Here is a 22,677-nt window from a genome sequence, read left to right on the forward strand (position 1 = left end):
AACACACTGTCAAACTCTGTTGTTAGGCTGCAACAAAAGCTCTGCTATGATCCGAGTCAATTCGCCTCAGGCTGAAGACATCTACAGGAGTGTCGCAATGCTCAAGCAACAGTACGCATCTACGCACACGCAGGTTGAACAACGGGAAGTCAGCCGCGTCTTGCGCAACACTTATAGCCTTCTGGCTTTGACCCTCGGCTTCAGTGGCCTAGTCGCCTACATGGCCATGCAGGCCAATGCGGCCTACCCGAACATCTTCGTGGTGTTGATCGGCTTCTACGGCCTGTTCTTCCTCACAGCGAAGCTGCGCAATTCAGCCTGGGGTCTGCTTTCAACTTTCGCGCTGACCGGGTTCATGGGTTATACGCTCGGCCCGATTCTCAACATGTATCTGGGTACCGCCAACGGGGGTGAGCTGATCGCCTCGGCGCTATCGATGACGGCGCTGGTGTTCTTCGGTCTGTCCGCCTTCGTGCTGATAACCCGCAAAGACATGAGTTTCCTCAGCGGTTTCATCACCGCCGGCTTCTTCGTCCTGCTGGGCGCGATGGTCGCAAGCTTCTTCTTCCAGATCAGCGGCTTGCAACTGGCGATCAGCGCCGGCTTCGTATTGTTCTCCTCGGTCTGCATCCTCTACCAGACCAGCGCCATCATCCATGGCGGCGAGCGCAACTACATCATGGCCACCATCGGTCTGTACGTTTCGCTGTACAACCTGTTCATCAGCCTGCTGCAGCTGATGGGTATCATGGGCGGCGACGACTGATCGCTAGTCAGTGAACGAGCCCGCTTCGGCGGGCTTTTTCGTTTCTGCAGCTGGCGTATCATGTCGCTCAGCTAGCAAGGTGCGCCATGAAATTCGTTATCGCTCTGTTTTCACCAGCTCACTCCCCCGCTTCGCGGCGCGCATTGCGCTTCGCCGAGGCCGTGCTTGCCGGTGGGCACGAAATCACCCGGTTGTTTCTCTATCAAGACGGCGTGCACAGTGCGTCGGCCAATATCGTGACCGCACAGGATGAGCTCGACCTGGTCGGTGAATGGGAGTGTTTTGTTCGTAGCCATGCGCTCGACGGCGTCGTCTGCATCGCCGCCGGCCTGCGCCGTGGCGTGCTTGACGCACAGGAAGCCAAACGCCATATGCGGCCCGCTGCCAATCTCTCACCCGCTTGGGAGCTTTCCGGCCTGGGCCAGCTGCACGAAGCGGCGCAACAAGCCGACCGCCTCGTCTGCTTCGGAGGCCACTGATGGCGCGCTCCATGCTGATCATTACTCGACAATCGCCCTGGTCCGGCCCATCGGCGCGCGAAGCGCTGGATATCGCGCTGGCCGGAGGCGCCTTCGAGCTACCCCTGGGCATGCTGTTTCTCGATGATGGCGCGTTCCAGCTGGTGCAGGCGCAGCAATCAGCGCAACTGCAGCAGAAAGATCTCACTGCCAACCTGCAGGCATTGCCCATGTTTGGCGTCGACTCGCTGTACGCAGCCCAGCGCAGCCTCCAGGAACGCGGCCTGGACCAGAACGCGTTGTCGCTACCGGTAGAAGTCCTGGACGACGCCGCCCTGCGCGCCCTCATCAACCGCTACGACCAGGTGATAACGCTCTAATGGCCACCTTGCACCTGCTTTCGCACTCCCCTTTCGCCGACAACCGCCTGGCCAGCTGCCTACAACTGCTGGCCGCGGAGGATGCCTTGCTGCTCAGTGGCGATGCCGTTTATGCGCTGCAGGCCGGCGCGGCCCAGCGACAAGCCCTGGACTCGATGCCTGGCAGCATCGCGCTGTTCGCCCTGGAGGAAGATGTCGTCGCGCGCGGCCTGGCGGCGCTACCCGAACGATTGCAAGCGATCGACTATGCCGGCTTCGTCGAGCTCTGCTGTCGCTATGACCGGACCAATGCCTGGTTATGAACACCTTGATCGTCGACGGCCGACCCATCGAAATCGACCAGGAAGGCTATCTGGCTGACCTGAACGACTGGAGCGAGCCGGTGGCCGAGGCCCTCGCCCTGCTGGAAGACCTGAAGTTAGAAGACGAGCACTGGGAAATCCTGCGTCTGCTACGTGCTTTTCATGATGAGTTCCAGCTGTCACCCGCAACGCGCCCGCTGATCAAATACACCGCCTTGAAACTCGGCCCCGACAAGGGCAACAGCATGCACCTCAACCGTCTATTCAAAGGCACGCCGGCCAAGCTCGCCGCCAAGCTGGCTGGCCTGCCGAAACCGAGCAACTGCATATGAGCATCGTCACGCCAGCAGAACACCCCTTCGCCGTCTTCGTGCGGATTCTCGGCAAGGGCAAGCGCGGCGCACGCGATCTGACCCGCGAGGAAGCCCGCGAAGCCATGGGTATGCTGCTCGACGGCAAGGTCGAGGACACCCAGCTCGGTGCCTTCCTGATGCTGCTGCGTCACAAGGAGGAAAGCGCCGAAGAACTCGCCGGTTTCACCGAAGCCGTTCGCGAACGCATCCAGGCGCCCACCCTTGCCGTGGACATCGACTGGCCGACCTATGCCGGCAAGAAACGCCACCTGCCCTGGTACCTGCTTGCCGCGAAATGCCTGGCACAGAATGGCGTTCGCATCCTGATGCATGGCGGCGGCGCCCACACCGCGGGGCGCATGTATACCGAGCAATTGCTCGACCTGCTCGGCATGGCCCGCTGCGAAGACTGGGAAACGGTCGCCGCCACGCTGGATCGCGGCGAGGTGGCCTTCATGCCGTTGCGTGCCTGGATGCCTCTGCTGCAGCGAATGATCGAACAGCGCAACGTGCTCGGACTGCGCTCGCCGATTCACTCGCTGGCGCGCATTCTCAACCCACTCGGCGCCCGCTGCGGCCTGCAGAGCATCTTCCACCCTGGCTACCAGGCCAATCACCGCGAAGCCAGCCGCCTGCTGGGCGACACCGCGATCGTCATCAAGGGCGAAGGCGGGGAAATCGAAGTCAACCCCGACGGCATCGCTCATCTATACGGCACCGAAACCGGCGCCAGCTGGGATGAGGACTGGCCTGCCCTGTCGCCACAGCGTCACGTAAAGCCCGCACAACTGGACCCGCAGCATCTGCTGGCCGTATGGGACGGCGCCGAGGACGCCTATGGTGAGCTGGCCGTCGTGGCGACCATGGCGCTGGCCCTGCGCGGCCTGGGCCAATCACGGGAACAGGCATTCGCGCTGGCAAGGCAGTATTGGCAGCACCGGAATTCATCGAACTGAACGATGGATTTGTCCCGTCATTAGGCCCCATCCATCGAACCTTGTCCCCTAGAGTGCCCCTAACGTTCATAACGAGGAGGCAGTCATGGGACTTCTGGTCGATGGTCAGTGGCAGGATAGGTGGTACGAAAACAGCGATGACGGCGAATTCCAGCGCGAACAGGCGCAACGTCGCGACTGGGTGACCGCGGACGGCTCGCCCGGTCCCGATGGTCGGCCGGCGGTCAAGGCCGAAGCCGGGCGCTATCACCTCTATGTTTCGCTCGCCTGTCCCTGGGCCCACCGCACACTGATCTACCGCAAGCTCAAGCAGCTCGAGCCGCTGATCGACGTATCTGTAGTCAGTTGGCTGATGGCCGAGCATGGCTGGACCTTCGACAAGAGCACCGGTTCTAGCGGTGATGCGCTCGATGGGCTGCAGTACCTCCACCAGCGCTACACCATCGATGATGACAACTACACCGGCCGCGTGACGGTACCGGTGCTCTGGGATCGCCAGCAGCAGCGCGTCGTCAACAACGAATCATCCGAGCTGATCCGCATCTTCAACAGTGCCTTCGACGGATTGACCGGCTCGAAGCTGGATCTTTGCCCCGAACCACTGCGCGCGGAAATCGACGACCTCAACGCGCGGATCTACCCCAGGGTCAACAACGGCGTCTACCGTGCCGGATTCGCCACCACGCAGAAAGCCTACGAAGCGGCTTTCGACGAACTCTTCAGCGAACTGGACTGGCTGGAACAGCGCCTGGCGGAGCGACGCTACCTGACCGGCGAATTTCTCACTGAAGCTGACTGGCGGCTCTTCACCACCGTCATCCGCTTCGACGTCGTCTATCACGGCCACTTCAAGTGCAACCTGCGGCGGATCGAGGATTACCCGAACCTGTCGAACTGGCTGCGCGAACTCTATCAATGGCCTGGCATCGCCGAAACCGTCGATTTCACCCACATCAAGAGCCATTACTACGCAAGCCATCGCCACATCAACGCCAACGGCATCGTTCCGAAGGGGCCGCAGTTGGCGCTGGACCGCGCGCATGATCGTGCGCGACTGCCCGGTAAGGGCATCTGGTCGCGTTGAATTACCCCCGCTCGGCCATTCCCTCGAACCACGCCAGCTTGTCGCGAAGCGTCACGACCTCACCGACGATGACCAAGGTCGGTGCCTGCACCTGCTGGCTCGCGACAAGCTCGGGCAGATCGGCCAGCGTTCCGGTAAATACCCGCTGCTTGCTGGTGGTGCCCTGCTGGATCAGCGCCGCTGGCGTGTCAGCGCCACGGCCATGGGCGATCAGTTGCTGGCAGATCACCGGCAAGCCGACCAGGCCCATGTAGAACACCAGGGTCTGGCTTGGCGCGACTAGGTCGGCCCAGGGCAGATCGCAACTGCCGTCCTTGAGATGCCCGGTGGCGAAACGGACCGATTGCGCGTAATCGCGATGGGTCAGCGGTATACCGGAATAGGCGGCACAACCACTGGCAGCGGTGATGCCCGGCACCACCTGGAAGGGAATGCCGTTGGCCGCCAGTTCCTCGATCTCTTCCCCACCACGACCGAAGATGAAGGGATCTCCGCCCTTCAATCGCAGCACCCGCTTGCCCTGTCTGGCCAGCGTTACCAGCTGCTGGTTGATCTGCTCCTGCGGGACAGCATGATCGGCGCGCTGCTTGCCCACGTAGATTCGATCGGCATCACGCCGGCACATGTCGAGAATCGCGGGTGCCACCAGCCTGTCGTAGAGCACCACGTCCGCCTGTTGCATCAGGCGCAGAGCGCGAAAAGTGAGCAGATCGGGATCGCCAGGGCCGGCGCCAACCAGATAGACCTCGCCCAGGCTTCGCGGGGCGGCGCCTGACAGTTTGGCCTGCAGTAACCGCTCGGCCTCCTGCTCCTGCCCGGCGAGCGCGCGCTCGGCGATGGCTCCCTGAAAAACATCCTCCCAGAACACCCGACGCTGCTGCACGTCTGGCAACGACGCCTTGACCTGGGCACGGAATTTCTTCGCCAACCCGGCCAGCTGTCCGTATGCCGAGGGAATCCAGGTTTCGATCCGTGCGCGAACCAGGCGCGCCAGCACCGGTGCGTCGCCGCTACTGGAGACAGCAATCATCAGTGGCGAGCGGTCGACGATGGCCGGGAAAATCACCGTGCACAGTTCGGGGGAGTCCACCACATTCACCGGAATGCCGAGTGCCTTTGCATCCCGTGACACCTGCGCGTTGAGCGGCTCGTCATCGGTGGCGGCTACCGCCAGGACGCAGCCAGCGAGATCGTCGCTCGCATAACCACGCTTGAAGGAATGCCCGCCGCTCTGTTGCAACAATTTGGCCAGCTGTGCCTCGATCTGGGGCGCCACCACACGCAACACCGCGCCCGCTTCGGATAACAGCCGCGCCTTGCGCAGTGCGATATCGCCGCCGCCGACGATCAGCACCAAGCGGCCCTTGAGGTTGTGGAACAGCGGCAAGAAATCCATCAGCGAGTCCTGGTGTCCATGAAAGGTAAGGGCCATCTCAGCCGTTACGCCGATGGTGGCCCTTGTCGGGAATCAAGGAGTCCGGATCGAGCCCTGAAGCGGCACCTGACGGGGCAATTTACCGCACCGGAAACGCTCCAGAACCCTTTCAGCCGATCACTTCGATACCGGCCATGTACGGCTTCAGCACCTCCGGCACACGCACGCTGCCGTCCGCCTGCTGGTAGTTTTCCAGCACTGCCACCAGGGTACGACCCACCGCGAGGCCGGAACCGTTGAGCGTATGCACCAGTTCGGGCTTGCCGGTTTCCGGATTCCGGTAACGTGCTTGCATACGGCGTGCCTGGAAGTCGCCGCAGTTGGAACAGGAAGAAATCTCGCGGTACTTGTCCTGGCTCGGCACCCAGACTTCCAGGTCGTAAGTCTTGGTCGCCCCGAAGCCCATGTCGCCGGTGCACAACGCCAGCACCCGATAAGGCAGTTCCAGCAGCTGCAGCACTTTCTCGGCGTTCGCCGTCAGGCTTTCCAGCGCCTCGAAGGACTGGCCCGGCTCGACGATCTGCACCATTTCGACCTTGTCGAACTGATGCTGGCGGATCATCCCGCGCGTATCGCGGCCGGACGCACCGGCTTCGCTGCGAAAGCACGGCGTATGGGCGACGAACTTCAGGGGCAGCTGCTTGGCATCGAGAATCTCGCCAGCGACGATGTTGGTCAGCGACACTTCCGCCGTCGGAATCAGATAGAAATCGGCCTCGCCTTCGCGGGTGATCTTGAACAGATCTTCCTCGAACTTGGGTAGCTGGCCGGTGCCCTGCAGCGCCGGCGCCTGGACCAGATAAGGCGTGTAGGCCTCCTCGTAGCCATGCTCGCGGGAGTGCAGGTCGATCATGAACTGCGCCAGCGCACGGTGCAGGCGGGCGATCGGCCCGCGCATCAGGGCGAAGCGCGCACCGGAGAGCTTGGCGGCGGTCTCGAAATCCAGCCAGCCGTGTTGCTCGCCGAGCGCGACGTGATCCTGGACGGGAAAATCGAAGCTTTTCGGCGTGCCCCAGCGACGTACCTCGACGTTCTCGTCCTCGTCCTTGCCCACCGGCACCGACTCGTGCGGCAGGTTCGGCAGCGTCAGCATCAACTGGTCCAGTTCGGCCTGGATGCCTTCGAGCTCCTGCTTGCCGGCGTCCAGCTCGGAAGCCATGCGGTCGACGTCGGCGAGCAGCGGCGCGATGTCTTCGCCGCGCTGCTTGGCCTGGCCGATGGATTTGGAGCGAGCGTTGCGCTCGGCCTGCAGCTGCTCGGTGCGGGTCTGCACGGTCTTGCGCTGTGCTTCCAGCGCCTCGATACGCGCCACGTCCAGCTGATAACCGCGGGTAGCCAGGCGATCGGCAACGTCTTGCAGCTGTGTGCGTAGCAGTTTCGAATCAAGCATGGTGAGTCTCGTCTGTGAAAGCTTTGAGGAAAGGCGAAGAGGAAGCGGAGTTTACTGCGATAGCGGCCAGCTTCATAACCTGCCGAGGGCCAGGCCTGCCCAGGTCGCCAGCAAGCCGCCGAGCACACTCAGGCCGATGTAGCCGAAGGCCGTGGCAAGCTGGCCGCTCTCGAGCATCCGCAAGCCGTCGAGAGAGAAACTGGAAAAAGTGGTGAACGCCCCTAGAAAGCCGAGGATCAAGCCACCGCGCAGTTCCGGCGACACGTCCGGGCGCATGAGAAACAGCGCGTACAGGTAGCCGATCAGCAGGCAGCCCAGCAGGTTGACCGCAAGCGTCGCCAGATAGAAATGTCGCGGCCAGTGCGTCGATACCCAGGTCGACAGGGCAAAGCGCAGCAGCGTACCGATCACCCCGCCCGCGGCGACGGCCAGCATCAGGCGGATCATGTCTTTCTCCGTTGCCGTGGGCTTTCGCGATCGAGCCGGGCCAGATGTTCCAGCTTGTCGCGAATCTTGCTCTCCAGTCCTCGCGGCACCGGATGATAGTACTGGCGCGGCTCCATCGCCTCGGGAAAGTAGTCCTCGCCGGCCGCGTAGGCATCCGGCTCGTCATGGGCGTAGCGGTATTCGTTTCCGTAACCCAGTTCCTTCATCAGGCGGGTCGGCGCATTGCGCAGGTGCAGCGGGACCTCCTGCGAGCCGTTTTCCGCCACGTCGCGCTTGGCGGCCTTGAAGGCCGTGTAGACCGCGTTGCTTTTCGGCGCGCAGGCGAGATAGACGATCGCCTGCGCAACCGCTAACTCGCCCTCGGGGCTGCCCAGGCGTTCCTGGACGTCCCAGGCGGAAAGACACAGCCCGACCGCCCGCGGATCGGCGTTGCCGATTTCCTCGCTGGCCATGCGTACCACGCGTCGCGCGATATAGAGCGGATCGCAACCACCGTCGAGCATCCGCGCGAACCAGTACAGCGCCGCATCCGGGTTGGAGCCACGTACCGACTTGTGCAGCGCGGAAATCTGGTCGTAGAAGGCTTCGCCACCCTTGTCGAAACGCCGGCGACTGTCGCCCAGCAGATCCTGCAACAGCTCGACGCTGATCTCGCCGCCCTCTTCGGCCAGGTCCGAGGCGTTCTCCAGCAGGTTCAGCAATCGGCGGCCATCGCCATCAGCTGCGGCCACCAGCATCTGGAAACTCTCTTCGGGCAGGCGCAGATGCAGGTCACCCAGGCCTTTCGATTCGCTCAGCGCGCGCTCGACCAGCTTGCGCAAGGAGGCTTCGTCGAGGCTTTTCAGCACATAGACCCGCGCGCGGGACAGCAAGGCGTTGTTCAGTTCGAAGGACGGGTTCTCGGTGGTCGCACCGATGAAAATCAGCGTGCCGTCCTCGACATAAGGCAGAAACGCGTCCTGCTGGGATTTGTTGAAGCGATGTACTTCATCGACGAAGAGAATCGTGCGGCGACCGTACTGGGCCGCCTGCTGCTTGGCGATCTCGACCGCCTGGCGGATCTCCTTTACCCCGGCCAGAACCGCCGAGACGGTTTCGAAATGCGCGTCGGACACCTTGGCCAGCAGTTGCGCCAGCGTGGTCTTGCCCACGCCCGGCGGGCCCCAGAAGATCATCGAGTGCAGCGCGCCCTGCTCCAGCGCCTCGCGCAGCGGCTTGCCGCGCGCCAGCAAATGTTCCTGCCCGACGTATTCATCGAGGCTGGCAGCACGCAGGCGTGCGGCTAACGGTTGGGCGACGGGGGCGCGGCTGAACAGATCCATCGACGGCTCTACGACTCACTCGGATATGACATCGGTGCCTTCGGGAATCTCGAAGGTGAACAGGTCCGCCTTGAGCGACTCGTTCAGCTTGACGCCATGGAAGAGGATGTTGGTGCGCTGCCCGACACCGTCGACCATCTGCATGTCGTTGATCACGCCATTGCGAAATGACAGGCGAAGGTTATCGAATAGCGTGTCCTTGGCTTTCGGCTCGAGCGTGAAATCGACGACCTCGCCGGCTTCCTTGTGCGAGACCTGGAAGTTCTCGCTGATGGCCGAAACGTCTCCAGACAGCAGCAGCGCCGGCGTATGGGTCAGGCGCTGATCCAGGGTCTGAATGGTGACCTGCTCCAGATCCGGGTCGTACAGCCAGACCTTCTTGCCATTGGAAACCAGCAATTGCGCCATCGGCTCGTCGGTTTTCCAGCGGAACTGGCCAGGCCGCTTCAGTGCCATTTCGCCGGATGTTTCCTGCAGTTGGGTGCCGGTGCCGTCGAGGGACAACTGCGAAAAGCGACCCGTCAGGGTCTCGGCCTTCTGCAGCAGGCCGGTGAGTCGCTGGACGGAGGCGGCCTGATCGGCCTGGGCCGGAACCAGAGCGAACAGCAGAGCGGAGGCGAACAGCAAACGAATCAATTGCATAACTCCTCGGTGCGACTCAGTCGCGCATAGGTGGCGGCGCGAGCACTTCGCGCGAGCCGTTGGTGTTCATGGAGGTCACGACGCCGGCCACTTCCATGGCTTCGATCATCCGGGCGGCGCGGTTGTAGCCGATCTTCAGCTTGCGCTGCACCGCGGAGATCGACGCGCGGCGGCTTTCAGTAACGAAGCGCACGGCCTCGTCGTACAGCGGATCTTCCTCGCTGCCTTCGCCACTGCCGCTCTCGCCACCACCATCGAAGCCGCTACCCGATTCTTCGGCACCGACCAGAATCTCCTCGATGTAATCGGGCGCGCCACGCGCCTTCCAGGCTTCGACCACGCGGTGCACTTCATCGTCGGACACGAAGGCGCCATGTACGCGAATCGGCAGACCGGTGCCAGGCGGCAGATAGAGCATGTCACCGTGCCCCAGGAGCTGCTCGGCGCCGCCCTGGTCAAGAATGGTCCGCGAGTCAATCTTGCTGGAGACCTGGAATGCCATACGGGTTGGGATGTTGGCCTTGATCAGACCGGTGATCACGTCCACTGACGGCCGCTGTGTGGCAAGAATCAGATGGATACCAGCCGCTCGCGCCTTCTGCGCGATACGCGCGATCAGTTCTTCGACCTTCTTGCCGACGATCATCATCATGTCGGCAAATTCGTCCACCACCACCACGATGGTCGGCAGTTTTTTCAGTAGCGGCGCTTCGTCTTCCATGCTCTCGCGGCGGTATAGCGGGTCGGTCAGCGGCGTGCCGGCCTCCTCCGCTTCCTTTACCTTGCGGTTGAAGCCTGCCAGGTTGCGCACGCCCATGGCCGCCATCAGCTTATAGCGACGCTCCATCTCGGCGACGCTCCAGCGCAGCGCGTTGGCCGCTTCCTTCATGTCGGTCACAACCGGGCAAAGCAGGTGCGGAATACCTTCGTAGATGGACAATTCCAGCATCTTGGGATCGATCATGATCAGCCGCGCATCTTCCGGCCCGGACTTGAACAGGATCGAGAGAATCATAGCGTTGACGCCCACCGACTTACCCGAACCGGTCGTGCCCGCCACCAGCAGGTGCGGCATCTTGGCCAAGTCGGCGATCACCGGCTTGCCGCCGATATCGTGGCCCAGGGCAATGGTCACCGGCGACTTCGCGTCGTCATAAGGCGCTGACGACAGCACTTCGGAGAAGCGAACGATCTGCCGATCCTCGTTGGGAATCTCGATGCCAACGGTGGTCTTGCCGGGAATCACCTCGACCACGCGAACACTGATCACCGCCAGCGAGCGCGCCAGGTCCTTGGCCAGATTGGAAATACGGCTGACCTTGACCCCGGCGGCTGGCTGGATCTCGAAGCGGGTAATCACCGGGCCCGGATGCACGGACTCGACGATGACCTCGACGCCGAACTCCTTCAGTTTGATCTCCAGCAGCCGGGACATGGCTTCCAGTGACTCAGGGGAATACTGCTTCTGCTGCTTCTCGGCGGCATCGAGCAGGGAAATCGGTGGCAGGCTGCCCTCGATCAGCGGATCGACGAAGAGATTGGATTGTTTCTCCTTCAGCACGCGCTTGCTCTGCTCAACCGGCTTCGGTGGCGTGGGAGGCGGAATCACCGGAGCCGGACGCTTTTCCCGCTCGCTCATGTGCTTGCTCAGCGACTCCTCACGTTCCAGCAAACGCTCCTTCACCTTGGCGCGCTCGCGACGATCGGGTAGCGAACCGGCCACTTCGTTGACTACATCATCGGCTTCGCGCAGTTGCGCAACGATCTGCTTGCGCTCGTTGCGCGCAGACCACCAGCGGCTAAAAAGGCTCTGAATCAGCTCGATCAAGTCGAGCGTAATCTTGCCGGTCAGATCCATCACCTTGAACCAGGACAGATCGGTAAATACCGTAAGACCGAACAAGAAGAACGCCAGTAACAGCAAGGTGCTGCCCTGCACGTTAAGCGTAGCCTCGGCAAGCTGCCCCAGGCTCTCACCCAATGCGCCGCCCGCCGACGCAGGCAGACTGTTGGCGAACTGGAAATGGATGTAGGCCAGCGCCGAGCCGGACAGAATAAGAAAGACGAGTCCGATCAGCCGCCATGAAAATAACCAGCCGTTCCAGCTCCATGGCTGATGGCGCGCACGAAATACCTGCCAGGTCTTGATGCCCAGTAACAAGGGAAACAGGAACGCGAAATAGCCAAGCGCCATGAACAGCACGTCGGCGAACCAGGCGCCGGCGCGACCGGCCGCATTCTGAACCTGCTGGACATTGCTGGTATGCGTCCAGCCGGGATCGGACGGATCGTAGGTCAGCAGAGCCATCCAAAGGTAAGCACACAACGCACCGAGCGCGATCAACGCACCCTCTTTGAGACGGTAATGCAATTGCTGTCGCCAGACGGAAGCCGGCGCGGTAGGAGAGGTATTCTTCAAAACGCTTTATTTCCTGCGCCTGCGGCGCGTTCGATGAACCGTGGTCAGCCTGAACCGCGACATTGTACGGCTTTGTCGATTCGATGGCATTCCGGTTCCGCACCACTTGGGCTTTTCCAGATGCTTCGGTGTAGCATAAACGCCCAGCTTTTCAGCGCGGCTCGACTGGAGCACGCTTCTCTATTTGCGACAAAGGCTTATGAGGGCTTTTTATGAATGAAGTCAAGCATTCACGTCTGATCATTCTCGGCTCCGGCCCGGCCGGCTATACCGCCGCGGTATACGCCGCCCGTGCCAACCTGAAGCCGGTGATGATCACTGGTATTCAACCCGGCGGCCAACTCACCACCACTACCGAAGTAGACAACTGGCCGGGCGACGTCGAAGGACTCACCGGCCCTGCGTTGATGGAGCGGATGCAGAAACACGCAGAGCGCTTCGATACCGAAGTGGTGTTCGACCATATTCACACGGCCGAGCTACAACAGCGTCCCTTCATCCTTAAAGGCGACAGCGCCACCTATAGCTGCGATGCGCTGATCATTGCGACAGGCGCTTCGGCCCAATATCTCGGCCTGCCCTCGGAAGAGGCATTCGCCGGACGCGGCGTATCGGCTTGCGCCACCTGTGACGGCTTCTTCTATCGCAACCAGGTGGTGGCCGTGATCGGCGGCGGCAACACGGCTGTCGAGGAGGCACTCTACCTGTCGAACATCGCCAAGGAAGTACACCTGATCCATCGCCGCGACAAGCTGCGCTCCGAGAAGATCCTGCAGGATAAGATCATGGAGAAAGCCGCCAACGGTAATATCCGCTTGCACTGGAACCACACGTTGGAAGAAGTGCTGGGCGATGCCAGTGGCGTTACTGGCGTGCGCCTGAAGAACACTCTATCCGGCGAAGAGCAGAAGCTCGAACTCGCGGGCGTGTTCATCGCCATCGGCCACAAGCCCAACACCGATCTATTCCAGGGCCAACTGGAAATGAAGGACGGCTACCTCAAGATCAAGGGCGGTAGCGAGGGCGACGCCACCTGCACGACCATTCCCGGCGTCTTCGCAGCAGGCGATGTGGCCGATCATGTGTATCGTCAGGCCATCACCTCCGCCGGTGCCGGCTGCATGGCCGCGCTCGATGCCGAAAAGTACCTGGATCAGTGACCATAACCGGGCGGATACAGGTGTACCCGCCCCTTCGTGACGCTTCGATATGCTGACCTGGCTGCAGCGCGACGACTTGTCGTTTCCCCCGCTACAAAACGCTTTGCGCGAACCCAACGGACTGCTTGCCGCCGGAGGCGATCTGTCTGCGGAGCGCCTGCTCGCCGCCTACCGACATGGTTGTTTCCCGTGGTATCAGGACGGACAGCCAGTGCTGTGGTGGTCACCCGACCCACGCACGGTTCTTTTCCCTGAAGATCTGCATGTCTCGCGCAGCCTGCGCAAGAAACTACGTCAGGATACATTCAGCGTCACTTTCGATCGCGCGTTTCGCGGCGTGATCGAGGGCTGCGCCGCCCCCCGAAGCTACGCCGACGGCACGTGGATTACGACACCGATGCAGAGCGCCTATATGGAACTGCATCAACTCGGCGTCGCCCATTCAGTTGAAGTCTGGCAGGACGAACAATTGGTCGGCGGGCTCTATGGCCTCGCCATGGGTCGACTATTCTTCGGTGAATCAATGTTCAGTCGGACGACCGATGCGTCCAAAATCGGATTCGTGACATTAGTGGAACGCCTTCAGAACTGGGGTTTCAAAATGATTGACTGCCAGATGCCGACGCAACATCTGGCCAGTTTCGGCGCGCGATCCATATCCCGCGAGGCCTTCGCCGAGACGCTTGCCAAGTACCTGGACGAACCTAGTTCAGCCCGATGGGAGCCCTAGTCGACTAAGCCAAGCTGACCTACACTGAGTTCAAGATTTTCGAGAGCTGACCATGACTTCACTGGCTCGTCTCAAGTTCTACGCAACCCAGCCTCACGCGTGCAGCTACCTGCCCGACGAGCAGGCCACGACGCTCTTCCTCGACCCCAGCCAGCCGATGGACGTACAGGTGTACGCGGAACTGTCCGAAATGGGCTTCCGCCGCAGCGGCGATCATCTCTATCGTCCACACTGCCAACGCTGCACCGCCTGCATCCCCGCACGGATACCAGCCGATGGGCTGCAACTCAATCGTCAGCAGAAACGAATCCTTAAACGCAACGCTGACCTGTCCGTGATGGACGTTCGCCCCTCGTTCACCGAAGAATATTATTCGCTTTATGCAAGTTACATCGAGCAGCGCCATGCTGACGGCGATATGTACCCCCCAAGCAGGGACCAGTTCCATACCTTTCTGGTGCGCGATCTTCCCTTCTCACGCTTTTACGAGTTCCGCTTGGAAGGCCGCTTGCTGGCCCTGGCAGTGACCGATGTGCTGCCGAACGGCCTATCTGCGGTTTACACCTTTTACGACCCTAACGAGGAGCGCCGCAGCCTGGGACGCTTCGCCATTCTCTGGCAGGTCAGCGAAGCAGCTCGCCTAGGCCTGAAGGCTATCTATTTGGGCTATTGGATCAAGAACTGTCGCAAGATGAATTACAAAACTGAGTACCGCCCAATCGAGCTGCTGGTCAATCAGCGCTGGATTACTCTGAGCTGAGCCCTTGGCTCTCGGAGCCCTTTCAGGCACAATGCTTGCCGCTTTTACCCGCGCATGCTTGCGCCGGGTCAATCATTGGACACCGAGGGCTTTACTGAATGTCGAAAGAAGACAGCTTCGAAATGGAAGGTACTGTCGTCGACACCCTGCCCAACACCATGTTTCGTGTGGAGTTGGAAAATGGGCACGTCGTTACTGCGCATATTTCTGGAAAGATGCGCAAGAACTACATCCGAATTCTTACTGGTGACAAGGTTCGCGTAGAACTGACACCGTATGATTTGAGCAAAGGTCGCATCACCTACCGCGCCCGCTAACGGTACGCGAGAAAGAATGCCCGGTTATGACCGGGCTTTTTTGTTTGTGCGCGCCACAACCTGATCACCAAACCTCGCGAGCCCACGCGTTCTGCATTCCGCCGGATGATCCAAACAGAACGCCCGGCAATGCCGGGCGTTTCTGTCAGTGCTGCGATACTGATGCGTTAAGCCAATTCAGCCGAGGTTTCAAACTCGAAGAACGGCTCGCCATCACGAATATCGATGTGCACCACACCGCCATGCTCCGCCAGCTCACCGAACAGAATTTCCTCGGCCAATGGTCGCTTGATCTTGTCCTGGATCAGGCGAGCCATTGGTCGCGCACCCATCTGCACATCGTAGCCACGCTCCGCTAGCCAACCACGCGCCGCGTCGGACACCTCAAGCGTGACGTGCTTATCCTCAAGCTGCGTCTGCAATTCGATGAGGAATTTGTCGACGATGCTCTTGATGACTTCGTGACTCAGGCGGCCAAATTGAATGATCGTGTCCAAGCGATTGCGGAATTCCGGCGTAAAGCTCTTCTTGATCACCTCCATCGCATCGGATGCGTGATCCTGATGGGTGAAGCCAATCGAAGCGCGTGCTGCGGTTTCTGCGCCCGCATTGGTAGTCATGATCAGAATGACGTTGCGGAAATCGGCTTTACGGCCGTTGTTATCCGTCAGCGTCCCGTGATCCATCACCTGCAGAAGTAAGTTGAACACCTCAGGATGCGCCTTCTCGATCTCATCAAGCAGAAGCACGCAGTGCGGTTGCTTGGTAATCGCCTCGGTCAACAGCCCACCCTGATCGAAACCAACGTAGCCGGGCGGAGCGCCGATCAGACGCGACACGGTATGACGCTCCATGTATTCGGACATGTCGAAGCGTACCAACTCGATACCCAACGCCCGAGCCAATTGCCTCGCGGCCTCCGTTTTACCGACGCCGGTAGGGCCGGCGAAGAGGAACGAGCCCACAGGCTTATCAGGCGCTTTTAGCCCAGCACGCGACAGCTTGATTGCCGTGGCGAGCGAATCGATCGCATCGTCCTGACCAAAAACGGTCAGCTTCAGATCACGCTCCAGGTTGCGTAATAGCTCCTTGTCAGACGTACTGACATGCTTGGGTGGAATACGCGCTATCTTGGCGACAATATCTTCAACCTGCTCCACATCGATCCGAGCGACGCGCTTATCTTCCGGCTGTAGGCGCTGGAACGCGCCCGCCTCGTCGATCACATCGATCGCCTTGTCCGGCATATGTCGATCATTGATATAACGCGAAGCCAGTTCAGCAGCAGCGCGGAGCGATTCATCGCTGTATTCAATGCTGTGGTGCTGCTCGAAGCGCCCCTTCAGGCCACGCAGAATGCCGATGGTGTCTTCCACTGACGGCTCGGAAACATCGACCTTCTGGAAGCGCCGGGCCAGAGCCCGATCCTTCTCGAAGATACCGCGGAATTCCTGAAATGTGGTCGACCCGATACAGCGAATCTCTCCGGACGAAAGCAACGGCTTGAGTAGATTGGAGGCGTCCATCACACCACCCGACGCCGCGCCAGCTCCGATGATCGTATGAATCTCATCAATAAACAGAACTGCCTGCGGACGTTTGCGCAGTTCATTCAGCAGCGCCTTGAAACGTTTTTCGAAATCGCCCCGGTATTTGGTCCCGGCCAGCAAGGCACCGAGATCTAGAGAGTAAACAACGCTATCGGCAAGCAGCTCCGGTACCTGATTGTCCACGATGCGTTTTGCCAGGCCCTCGGCAATCGCGGTCTTACCGACGCCAGCCTCACCAACCAGCAACGGATTGTTCTTGCGACGACGCGCCAGGATCTGCGCGACTCGCTCGACTTCATGCTCGCGGCCGACGAGTGGATCTATACGGCCCTGGCGAGCCAGTTCGTTGAGGTTGCTGGCATAGGCATCGAGCGGGTTGCCCGACGTGGCGGACTCACCACCCTCCTCATCTTGCATTTCCGAATCGCCGTCAGGATTACCGTTATCACCCGGCACCTTGGAAATGCCGTGAGCAATATAATTGACGACATCGATACGAGCGACGTTCTGCTGTTTTAGCAAGAACACCGCTTGGCTTTCCTGTTCGCTGAAGATCGCAACCAGCACATTCGCACCAGTGACTTCGCGCTTGCCAGAACTTTGTACATGGAAAACCGCCCGCTGAAGCACTCGCTGGAAACCCAGGGTTGGCTGGGTTTCGCGCTCTTCGTCATGCTGGGGAATCAGAGGCGTGGTGGAATCGATGAATTCCTGTAGGTCATGGCGCAATTTATCGAGGCTGGCTCCGCAGGCGCGCAGTACCGTTGCGGCCGCTTCGTTATCCAGCAGAGCTAACAGGAGATGCTCGACCGTCATGAACTCATGACGCTTGGTACGAGCCTCCTTAAAAGCCAAATTCAGAGTGACTTCGAGTTCACGGTTCAACATAGCTTTCACCTCTTACCCAGCAGTCGGGTTTAACCGTCCTTCTCGATCTCACAAAGCAACGGATGCTGGCACTCCCTTGCATATTGATTGACCTGCATCGCTTTGGTTTCGGCAACGTCTCGTGTGTAGACACCGCAGACGGCTCGTCCTTCGGTATGAACCGCCAGCATGATTCTAGTGGCGACCTCCCGATTGTGATTGAAAATTCCTTCGAGCACCTCCACGACGAAATCCATCGGCGTGTAGTCATCATTAAACATGACAACTTTGAACATCGGTGGTGCCTTCAGTTGCGGCTTGGCTTCTTCGACTGCCAAGCCGGAAGAGTCGTCATCCAACGGTTTTGGACGATCCTGATTGAATATTAGTTGAAATGTTGGAGATGCACGCATGCGTATGACAGTTCTAAATCGGGGCGCCGAGGCCGGGTAAGTGGAAAGGCTTCACAGCCACCTGACGAGTCGCCTTGACTATCGGCAAAACGATGATACAAACAGTAAGTGCCACAACGGCAACGGGCTGCGCTTGTGGGCCAAGTGCTGCATCAGCGCGGAATGAAATGGATGTTACTCCAGTGATGGACTCCTTTGCAGAGGGATAACAGCATGCTAAGCGGTAAGGTCAAGTGGTTCAACAACGCCAAAGGCTATGGATTCATCGTAGCAGACGGCGGCGATGAGGACCTGTTCGCCCACTACTCGGCCATCCAGATGGAAGGGTACAGAACTCTAAAAGCTGGGCAAGCGGTCATGTTCGATATTCTGCAAGGTCCCAAGGGCCTGCATGCAACCAACATCAGGTCGCTGCAGACCACTGTGGATGTAGCGGCACCTGTTTTACAGAGCGCAACCGTAGACGCCTGATCCCAGGCAACAAAAAGGCCGATCTGCGATCGGCCTTTTTGTGTCTCTGCGCAGTTACATGTGCGAGATCATGGCATCACCAAATTCCGAGCAGGACATCAGCTTCGCGCCCTCCATCAGACGCTCGAAGTCATAAGTTACTGTCTTCGCAGCGATTGCACGCTCGGTAGATTTGATGATCAGATCCGCCGCTTCCACCCACCCCATGTGGCGCAGCATCATCTCAGCCGAGAGGATCAGCGAGCCGGGGTTGACCTTATCCTGGCCGGCATACTTCGGCGCGGTGCCGTGGGTCGCCTCGAACATGGCCACGGTGTCGGATAGGTTGGCGCCCGGCGCGATACCGATGCCCCCCACTTCCGCCGCCAGCGCATCGGATAGGTAGTCGCCGTTGAGGTTAAGCGTGGCGATGACATCGTACTCGGCCGGACGCAGCAGAATCTGCTGAAGCATGGCGTCGGCGATGGCGTCCTTCACGACGATGTTCTGGCCGGTGGTCGGGTTTTTGAATTGCATCCATGGCCCACCATCCAGCAACTCGGCACCGAATTCATCACGCGCGACTTCGTAACCCCACTCTTTGAAGGCACCTTCGGTGAACTTCATGATGTTGCCTTTATGCACGAAGGTCACCGAGCTGCGATCATTGTCCACTGCGTATTGCAGCGCCTTGCGAACCAGCCGTTTGGTGCCTTCCAGCGAAACCGGCTTGATGCCGATGCCGCAGTTTTCAGTGAAGCGGATCTTCTTGACGCCCATTTCCTCGGTGAGGAACTTGATGACCTTCTCCGCCTCCGCAGAGCCCGCCTTCCACTCGACACCGGCGTAGATGTCCTCGGAGTTCTCACGGAAGATGACCATGTCAACATCGGCCGGCTTCTTGACCGGGCTCGGCACACCAGTAAACCAGCGAACAGGACGCTGGCAAACGTACAGATCCAGCTCCTGGCGCAGTGCGACGTTGAGAGAACGGATACCGCCACCAACCGGCGTGGTCAGTGGCCCTTTGATGGACACTACGTAGTCACGAACGACCTCCAGCGTCTCCTTCGGCAGCCAGGTGTCCTGGTCGTAGACCTGAGTCGCTTTCTCGCCAGCATAGATTTCCATCCAGGAGATCTTGCGCTTGCCGCCATAGGCTTTCTCTACAGCCGCGTCGACCACCTTGATCATCACCGGACTGATATCGACGCCAATCCCGTCACCCTCGATATAGGGAATGATTGGATTGTCGGGAACGTTCAGTGTGTTATCGGCATTGACGGTGATTTTGTCACCGTTGGCAGGCACCTGGATCTTTTGGTATCCCATGCTGGACTCCGTTTTTGTGGTTAAACATTAAACAGCGGTCATCTCCGAAGAGTAACCCAGTTGAATCAGCCGAAACCATATTGTTCATTGGTCTATGGCCACGGGCATTTTTTGACAACGAGCCGCAGTGATATACTGCTTAGGTGACTAACGAGTCATGAGGAGCCAACGAGACCCTTGGCCCTGTACCGCCAGGCTGCTAACCGCAGCCGGACGGATCGAACACTCAACACTCTAGTGGTGCTGCATCCAACATCATCGCGGCGAATCTCGATGCTGGCTCAATAAACGTAGCCAGGCCGCCTACCTGCGTTTCGAGATTCTGTGCACGCTCAGCAAGAGAGAGTTAACTCTACATGTCCACCCGCTCGAAGATCATTTACACCTTCACCGACGAAGCCCCGGCGCTAGCCACCTACTCGCTTCTGCCTATTGTAGAAGCCTTTGCCGCTTCCGCTGACATAGCCGTCGAAACACGTGACATCTCTCTTGCAGGACGCATTCTTGCGGCCTTCGCGGATCAACTGGACGCGGATAAGCGGATCGATGACGATCTCGCCAAATTGGCAGTTCTGGCGACTCAGCCAGAAGCCAATATCATCAAGCTGCCGAACATCAGCGCATCGGTGCCGCAACTGCGCAACGCCATCGCCGAGCTCCAGGCTCAGGGTTACAACGTCCCGAACTTCCCGGAAGATCCGCAGACTGACGAGGAGCGAGAGATACGCACTCGCTACAGCAAAGTTCTTGGCAGTGCGGTGAATCCGGTGCTGCGCGAAGGCAACTCCGACCGCCGCGCGCCTGCCGCGGTCAAGGCGTTCGCTCGCAAGCACCCGCATTCGATGGGCAAGTGGAGCATGGCGTCGCAATCCCACGCGGACTACATGCGCGGTGGCGACTTCTTCTCCAGCGAGCAATCCGTCACCATGGCTAAGGCCGGTGACGTGCGCATCGAGTTCGTTGGCAAAGACGGTAAGGTTGAGGTCAAGAAGCAACTTACGCTCGAAGAGGGCGAAGTCTTCGACAGCATGTTCATGAGCTGCAAGAAGCTGCGCGAGTTCTTCGAGAAGACGCTGCAGGATTGCAAGGAAACCGGTGTCATGTGGTCGCTGCACGTCAAGGCAACCATGATGAAGATTTCCCATCCAATCGTTTTTGGTCATGCCGTGAGTGTCTACTACAAGGAAGCGTTCGATAAGTACGCTGATCTGTTCAAAGAGCTGGGCGTCAATCCGAACAATGGCTTGAGCAGCGTCCACGACAAAATCAAGAGCCTGCCCGCCTCGCAGCAGGAAGAAATCCTGGACGACATCCACGCCTGCTACAGCCGCCGCCCGGAAATGGCCATGGTGGACTCGGTCAAGGGCATCACCAACCTGCACATCCCTAGCGACGTGATCGTCGATGCTTCGATGCCGGCAATGATCCGCAGCTCCGGAAAAATGTGGGGCAAGGACGGCACATTGAAGGACACCAAGGCGGTGATGCCGGAAAGCACGTACGCCCGCATTTATCAGGAAATGATCAACTTCTGCAAAACCAATGGCGCGTTCGATCCGACCACTATGGGCACTGTGCCCAACGTCGGTTTGATGGCACAGAAGGCAGAAGAGTACGGCTCCCACGACAAAACCTTCGAAATGACCGCCGACGGCACCATGCGCGTCGTGCTGAGCGACGGTACAGTGCTGATGCAGCATGAAGTCGAGGAAGGCGACATCTGGCGAGCATGTCAGACCAAGGACGCGCCGATCCGCGACTGGGTCAAGCTGGCCGTCACTCGTGCCCGCCTGTCGAATACCCCGGCCATTTTCTGGCTCGACCCGGAGCGCGCCCACGATCGCGAGCTTCAGAAGAAAGTTGAAAACTACCTGCAAGACCATGACCTGACCGGCCTGGATATCCGCATGATGGGTTACAACGAAGCCATCCGCGTTAGCATGGAGCGCCTGGTCCGCGGTCAGGACACCATTTCGGTTACCGGTAACGTACTACGCGACTACCTGACCGACCTGTTCCCGATCATGGAGCTCGGCACCTCCGCTAAAATGCTCTCGATCGTCCCGCTGATGGCCGGTGGCGGCATGTACGAAACGGGCGCGGGCGGCTCGGCACCCAAGCACGTGCAGCAGCTGATTGAAGAAAACCATCTGCGCTGGGATTCGCTCGGAGAGTTCCTGGCGCTTGCGGTATCGCTGGAAGAAACCGGGATCAAGACAGACAACGCGAAAGCCAAGCTGCTCGGCAAGACGCTGGACGCCGCCACCGGCAAGCTGCTCGACAATAACAAGTCGCCATCGCGTCGCACTGGCGAGCTAGATAACCGAGGCAGCCATTTCTACCTGGCGCTGTACTGGGCGCAGGAATTGGCGGCACAAACCGAAGATATGGGGCTGCAGGCTCACTTCGCGCAGCTGGCCAAGCAGCTGAGCGAAAACGAAGCAGCTATCGTTGCTGAACTTGCAGAAGTCCAAGGCAAGCCAGTCAACATTGGTGGCTACTACCGCTCCAACCCAGAGCTGACCAGCCAGGTAATGCGCCCAAGCGCGACCTTCAACGCCGCACTCGCGGCAATGGTCTGAGCCGGCTGGCGCTAACCTAGCGCCGTTGCGTTACTGAAAACCCCGGCCCCGTGCCGGGGTTTTCGTTTCTCCAGCACACCCTGACGCTACTATCAGCCAAAGGACATAGGAGCCCGAACATGACCTGGAATCCCCACATCACAGTTGCGACTATCGTCGAAGCAGATGGCCGCTTTCTCATGGTTGAGGAATCGAAAGGTGGCCGGTTGGTGCTGAATCAGCCGGCAGGCCATCTCGAACCCAACGAAACGCTGCGGCAAGCAGCGGTACGCGAAACGCTTGAAGAAACAGGATGGGAGGTCGAGTTGAGCGGTGTGGTCGGCATCTATCTCTACACTGCACCGAGCAACGGTGTGACCTATCAGCGTGTCTGCTTCGCAGCCAGCCCGATTCTTCACCACACCCAGCGCCAGCTGGACGACGGTATTGTCGCGGCTCACTGGTTGTCTCGTGATGAATTGACAGCGCAGCCGGAACGCTGGCGCAGCGAATTGATCATTCGCTGCATTGACGATTATCTGGCGGGACCGCCGTACGACCTTGCGGTGATACGCGACTGATC

At 59.7% G+C, this 22,677-nt stretch carries 23 protein-coding genes; 14 read left to right on the forward strand and 9 right to left on the reverse strand.

Annotation, left to right across the window (positions count from 1 at the left end):
- Positions 1-97 precede the first annotated feature (97 nt).
- The 7 genes from NA647_RS09300 to NA647_RS09330 all read left to right on the forward strand — a co-directional run bounded on the left by NA647_RS09300 (position 98) and on the right by NA647_RS09330 (position 4,299).
- Positions 98-766: a Bax inhibitor-1/YccA family protein gene (locus NA647_RS09300; protein ID WP_125863907.1), complete on the forward strand. Its 669-nt coding sequence runs from the start codon at positions 98-100 to the stop codon at positions 764-766.
- Positions 767-852: 86 nt separating this feature from the next.
- Complete coding sequence (tusD, locus tag NA647_RS09305; RefSeq protein WP_256049409.1) at positions 853-1,245, forward strand: sulfurtransferase complex subunit TusD; 393 nt, start codon at positions 853-855, stop codon at positions 1,243-1,245.
- Entirely contained in the window at positions 1,245-1,604 is a 360-nt protein-coding gene (gene tusC, locus NA647_RS09310) for a sulfurtransferase complex subunit TusC (RefSeq protein WP_256057426.1), read from the forward strand. Before tusD ends, tusC begins: the two co-directional genes overlap by 1 nt.
- Entirely contained in the window at positions 1,604-1,906 is a 303-nt protein-coding gene (tusB, locus tag NA647_RS09315) for a sulfurtransferase complex subunit TusB (RefSeq protein ID WP_256049411.1), read from the forward strand. The genes tusC and tusB overlap by 1 nt, the downstream gene beginning before the upstream one ends.
- Complete coding sequence (locus NA647_RS09320) at positions 1,903-2,238, forward strand: TusE/DsrC/DsvC family sulfur relay protein (protein ID WP_256057427.1); 336 nt, start codon at positions 1,903-1,905, stop codon at positions 2,236-2,238. The genes tusB and NA647_RS09320 overlap by 4 nt, the downstream gene beginning before the upstream one ends.
- A complete protein-coding gene (locus NA647_RS09325; RefSeq protein ID WP_256057428.1) occupies positions 2,235-3,215 on the forward strand; it encodes a glycosyl transferase family protein in 981 nt (326 codons plus the stop codon). The genes NA647_RS09320 and NA647_RS09325 overlap by 4 nt, the downstream gene beginning before the upstream one ends.
- Positions 3,216-3,300: 85 nt before the next feature.
- A complete protein-coding gene (locus tag NA647_RS09330) occupies positions 3,301-4,299 on the forward strand; it encodes a glutathione S-transferase family protein (protein ID WP_256057429.1) in 999 nt (332 codons plus the stop codon).
- Between the two features lies 1 nt (position 4,300).
- On the opposite strand, the gene cysG is transcribed toward NA647_RS09330, so the two are convergent.
- From cysG to ftsK, 6 genes are all read right to left on the reverse strand, one after another.
- The gene (cysG, locus tag NA647_RS09335) at positions 4,301-5,695 is read right to left on the reverse strand and encodes a siroheme synthase CysG (RefSeq protein WP_256057430.1); all 1,395 of its coding nucleotides are present in this window, start codon (positions 5,693-5,695) and stop codon (positions 4,301-4,303) included.
- A 148-nt stretch (positions 5,696-5,843) separates the two neighbouring features.
- Positions 5,844-7,124 (reverse strand): serine--tRNA ligase, encoded by a 1,281-nt coding sequence (serS, locus tag NA647_RS09340; protein WP_256057431.1) that lies wholly within the window; start codon positions 7,122-7,124, stop codon positions 5,844-5,846.
- A 72-nt stretch (positions 7,125-7,196) separates the two neighbouring features.
- The gene (gene crcB / locus NA647_RS09345) at positions 7,197-7,571 is read right to left on the reverse strand and encodes a fluoride efflux transporter CrcB (protein ID WP_256057432.1); all 375 of its coding nucleotides are present in this window, start codon (positions 7,569-7,571) and stop codon (positions 7,197-7,199) included.
- The gene (locus NA647_RS09350; protein ID WP_256057433.1) at positions 7,568-8,893 is read right to left on the reverse strand and encodes a replication-associated recombination protein A; all 1,326 of its coding nucleotides are present in this window, start codon (positions 8,891-8,893) and stop codon (positions 7,568-7,570) included. Before NA647_RS09350 ends, crcB begins: the two co-directional genes overlap by 4 nt.
- 15 nt (positions 8,894-8,908) lie before the next feature.
- Positions 8,909-9,535 carry an outer membrane lipoprotein chaperone LolA gene (lolA, locus tag NA647_RS09355; protein ID WP_256057434.1) on the reverse strand — a complete coding sequence of 209 codons (627 nt, stop codon included), beginning with the start codon at positions 9,533-9,535 and terminating at the stop codon, positions 8,909-8,911.
- A gap of 16 nt (positions 9,536-9,551) precedes the next feature.
- Positions 9,552-11,954 carry a DNA translocase FtsK gene (ftsK, locus tag NA647_RS09360; protein ID WP_256057435.1) on the reverse strand — a complete coding sequence of 801 codons (2,403 nt, stop codon included), beginning with the start codon at positions 11,952-11,954 and terminating at the stop codon, positions 9,552-9,554.
- A 212-nt stretch (positions 11,955-12,166) separates the two neighbouring features.
- Between ftsK and trxB the strand changes: the two genes are divergently transcribed.
- The 4 genes from trxB (at position 12,167) to infA (ending at position 14,921) form a co-directional block, all read left to right on the forward strand.
- The gene (gene trxB, locus NA647_RS09365; RefSeq protein ID WP_256057436.1) at positions 12,167-13,114 is read left to right on the forward strand and encodes a thioredoxin-disulfide reductase; all 948 of its coding nucleotides are present in this window, start codon (positions 12,167-12,169) and stop codon (positions 13,112-13,114) included.
- Positions 13,115-13,163: 49 nt separating this feature from the next.
- Positions 13,164-13,844, forward strand: a complete 681-nt coding sequence (gene aat, locus NA647_RS09370; protein ID WP_256057437.1) for a leucyl/phenylalanyl-tRNA--protein transferase — start codon at positions 13,164-13,166, stop codon at positions 13,842-13,844.
- Between the two features lie 52 nt (positions 13,845-13,896).
- Positions 13,897-14,604, forward strand: coding sequence for an arginyltransferase (locus NA647_RS09375; protein WP_256057438.1), 708 nt, complete (start codon positions 13,897-13,899; stop codon positions 14,602-14,604).
- 98 nt (positions 14,605-14,702) lie between these two features.
- The gene (gene infA / locus NA647_RS09380) at positions 14,703-14,921 is read left to right on the forward strand and encodes a translation initiation factor IF-1 (protein ID WP_002553999.1); all 219 of its coding nucleotides are present in this window, start codon (positions 14,703-14,705) and stop codon (positions 14,919-14,921) included.
- A gap of 167 nt (positions 14,922-15,088) precedes the next feature.
- On the opposite strand, the gene clpA is transcribed toward infA, so the two are convergent.
- Entirely contained in the window at positions 15,089-17,359 is a 2,271-nt protein-coding gene (gene clpA / locus NA647_RS09385; RefSeq protein ID WP_256057439.1) for an ATP-dependent Clp protease ATP-binding subunit ClpA, read from the reverse strand.
- A 29-nt stretch (positions 17,360-17,388) separates the two neighbouring features.
- Positions 17,389-17,751, reverse strand: coding sequence for an ATP-dependent Clp protease adapter ClpS (gene clpS, locus NA647_RS09390; RefSeq protein ID WP_131651969.1), 363 nt, complete (start codon positions 17,749-17,751; stop codon positions 17,389-17,391).
- A 213-nt stretch (positions 17,752-17,964) separates the two neighbouring features.
- Between clpS and cspD the strand changes: the two genes are divergently transcribed.
- Positions 17,965-18,222 carry a cold shock domain-containing protein CspD gene (gene cspD, locus NA647_RS09395; RefSeq protein WP_131651968.1) on the forward strand — a complete coding sequence of 86 codons (258 nt, stop codon included), beginning with the start codon at positions 17,965-17,967 and terminating at the stop codon, positions 18,220-18,222.
- A 54-nt stretch (positions 18,223-18,276) separates the two neighbouring features.
- Here cspD and icd read toward each other — a convergent pair whose 3' ends face one another.
- The gene (icd, locus tag NA647_RS09400; protein WP_256057440.1) at positions 18,277-19,533 is read right to left on the reverse strand and encodes an NADP-dependent isocitrate dehydrogenase; all 1,257 of its coding nucleotides are present in this window, start codon (positions 19,531-19,533) and stop codon (positions 18,277-18,279) included.
- 356 nt (positions 19,534-19,889) lie between these two features.
- Between icd and NA647_RS09405 the strand changes: the two genes are divergently transcribed.
- Positions 19,890-22,115, forward strand: coding sequence for an NADP-dependent isocitrate dehydrogenase (locus tag NA647_RS09405; RefSeq protein ID WP_256057441.1), 2,226 nt, complete (start codon positions 19,890-19,892; stop codon positions 22,113-22,115).
- A 119-nt stretch (positions 22,116-22,234) separates the two neighbouring features.
- Positions 22,235-22,675, forward strand: a complete 441-nt coding sequence (locus tag NA647_RS09410) for an NUDIX hydrolase (RefSeq protein ID WP_256057442.1) — start codon at positions 22,235-22,237, stop codon at positions 22,673-22,675.
- Positions 22,676-22,677 lie beyond the last annotated feature (2 nt).

The sequence above is a fragment of the Stutzerimonas stutzeri genome (genome assembly GCF_024448985.1).
Classification (GTDB): domain Bacteria; phylum Pseudomonadota; class Gammaproteobacteria; order Pseudomonadales; family Pseudomonadaceae; genus Stutzerimonas; species Stutzerimonas stutzeri_AP.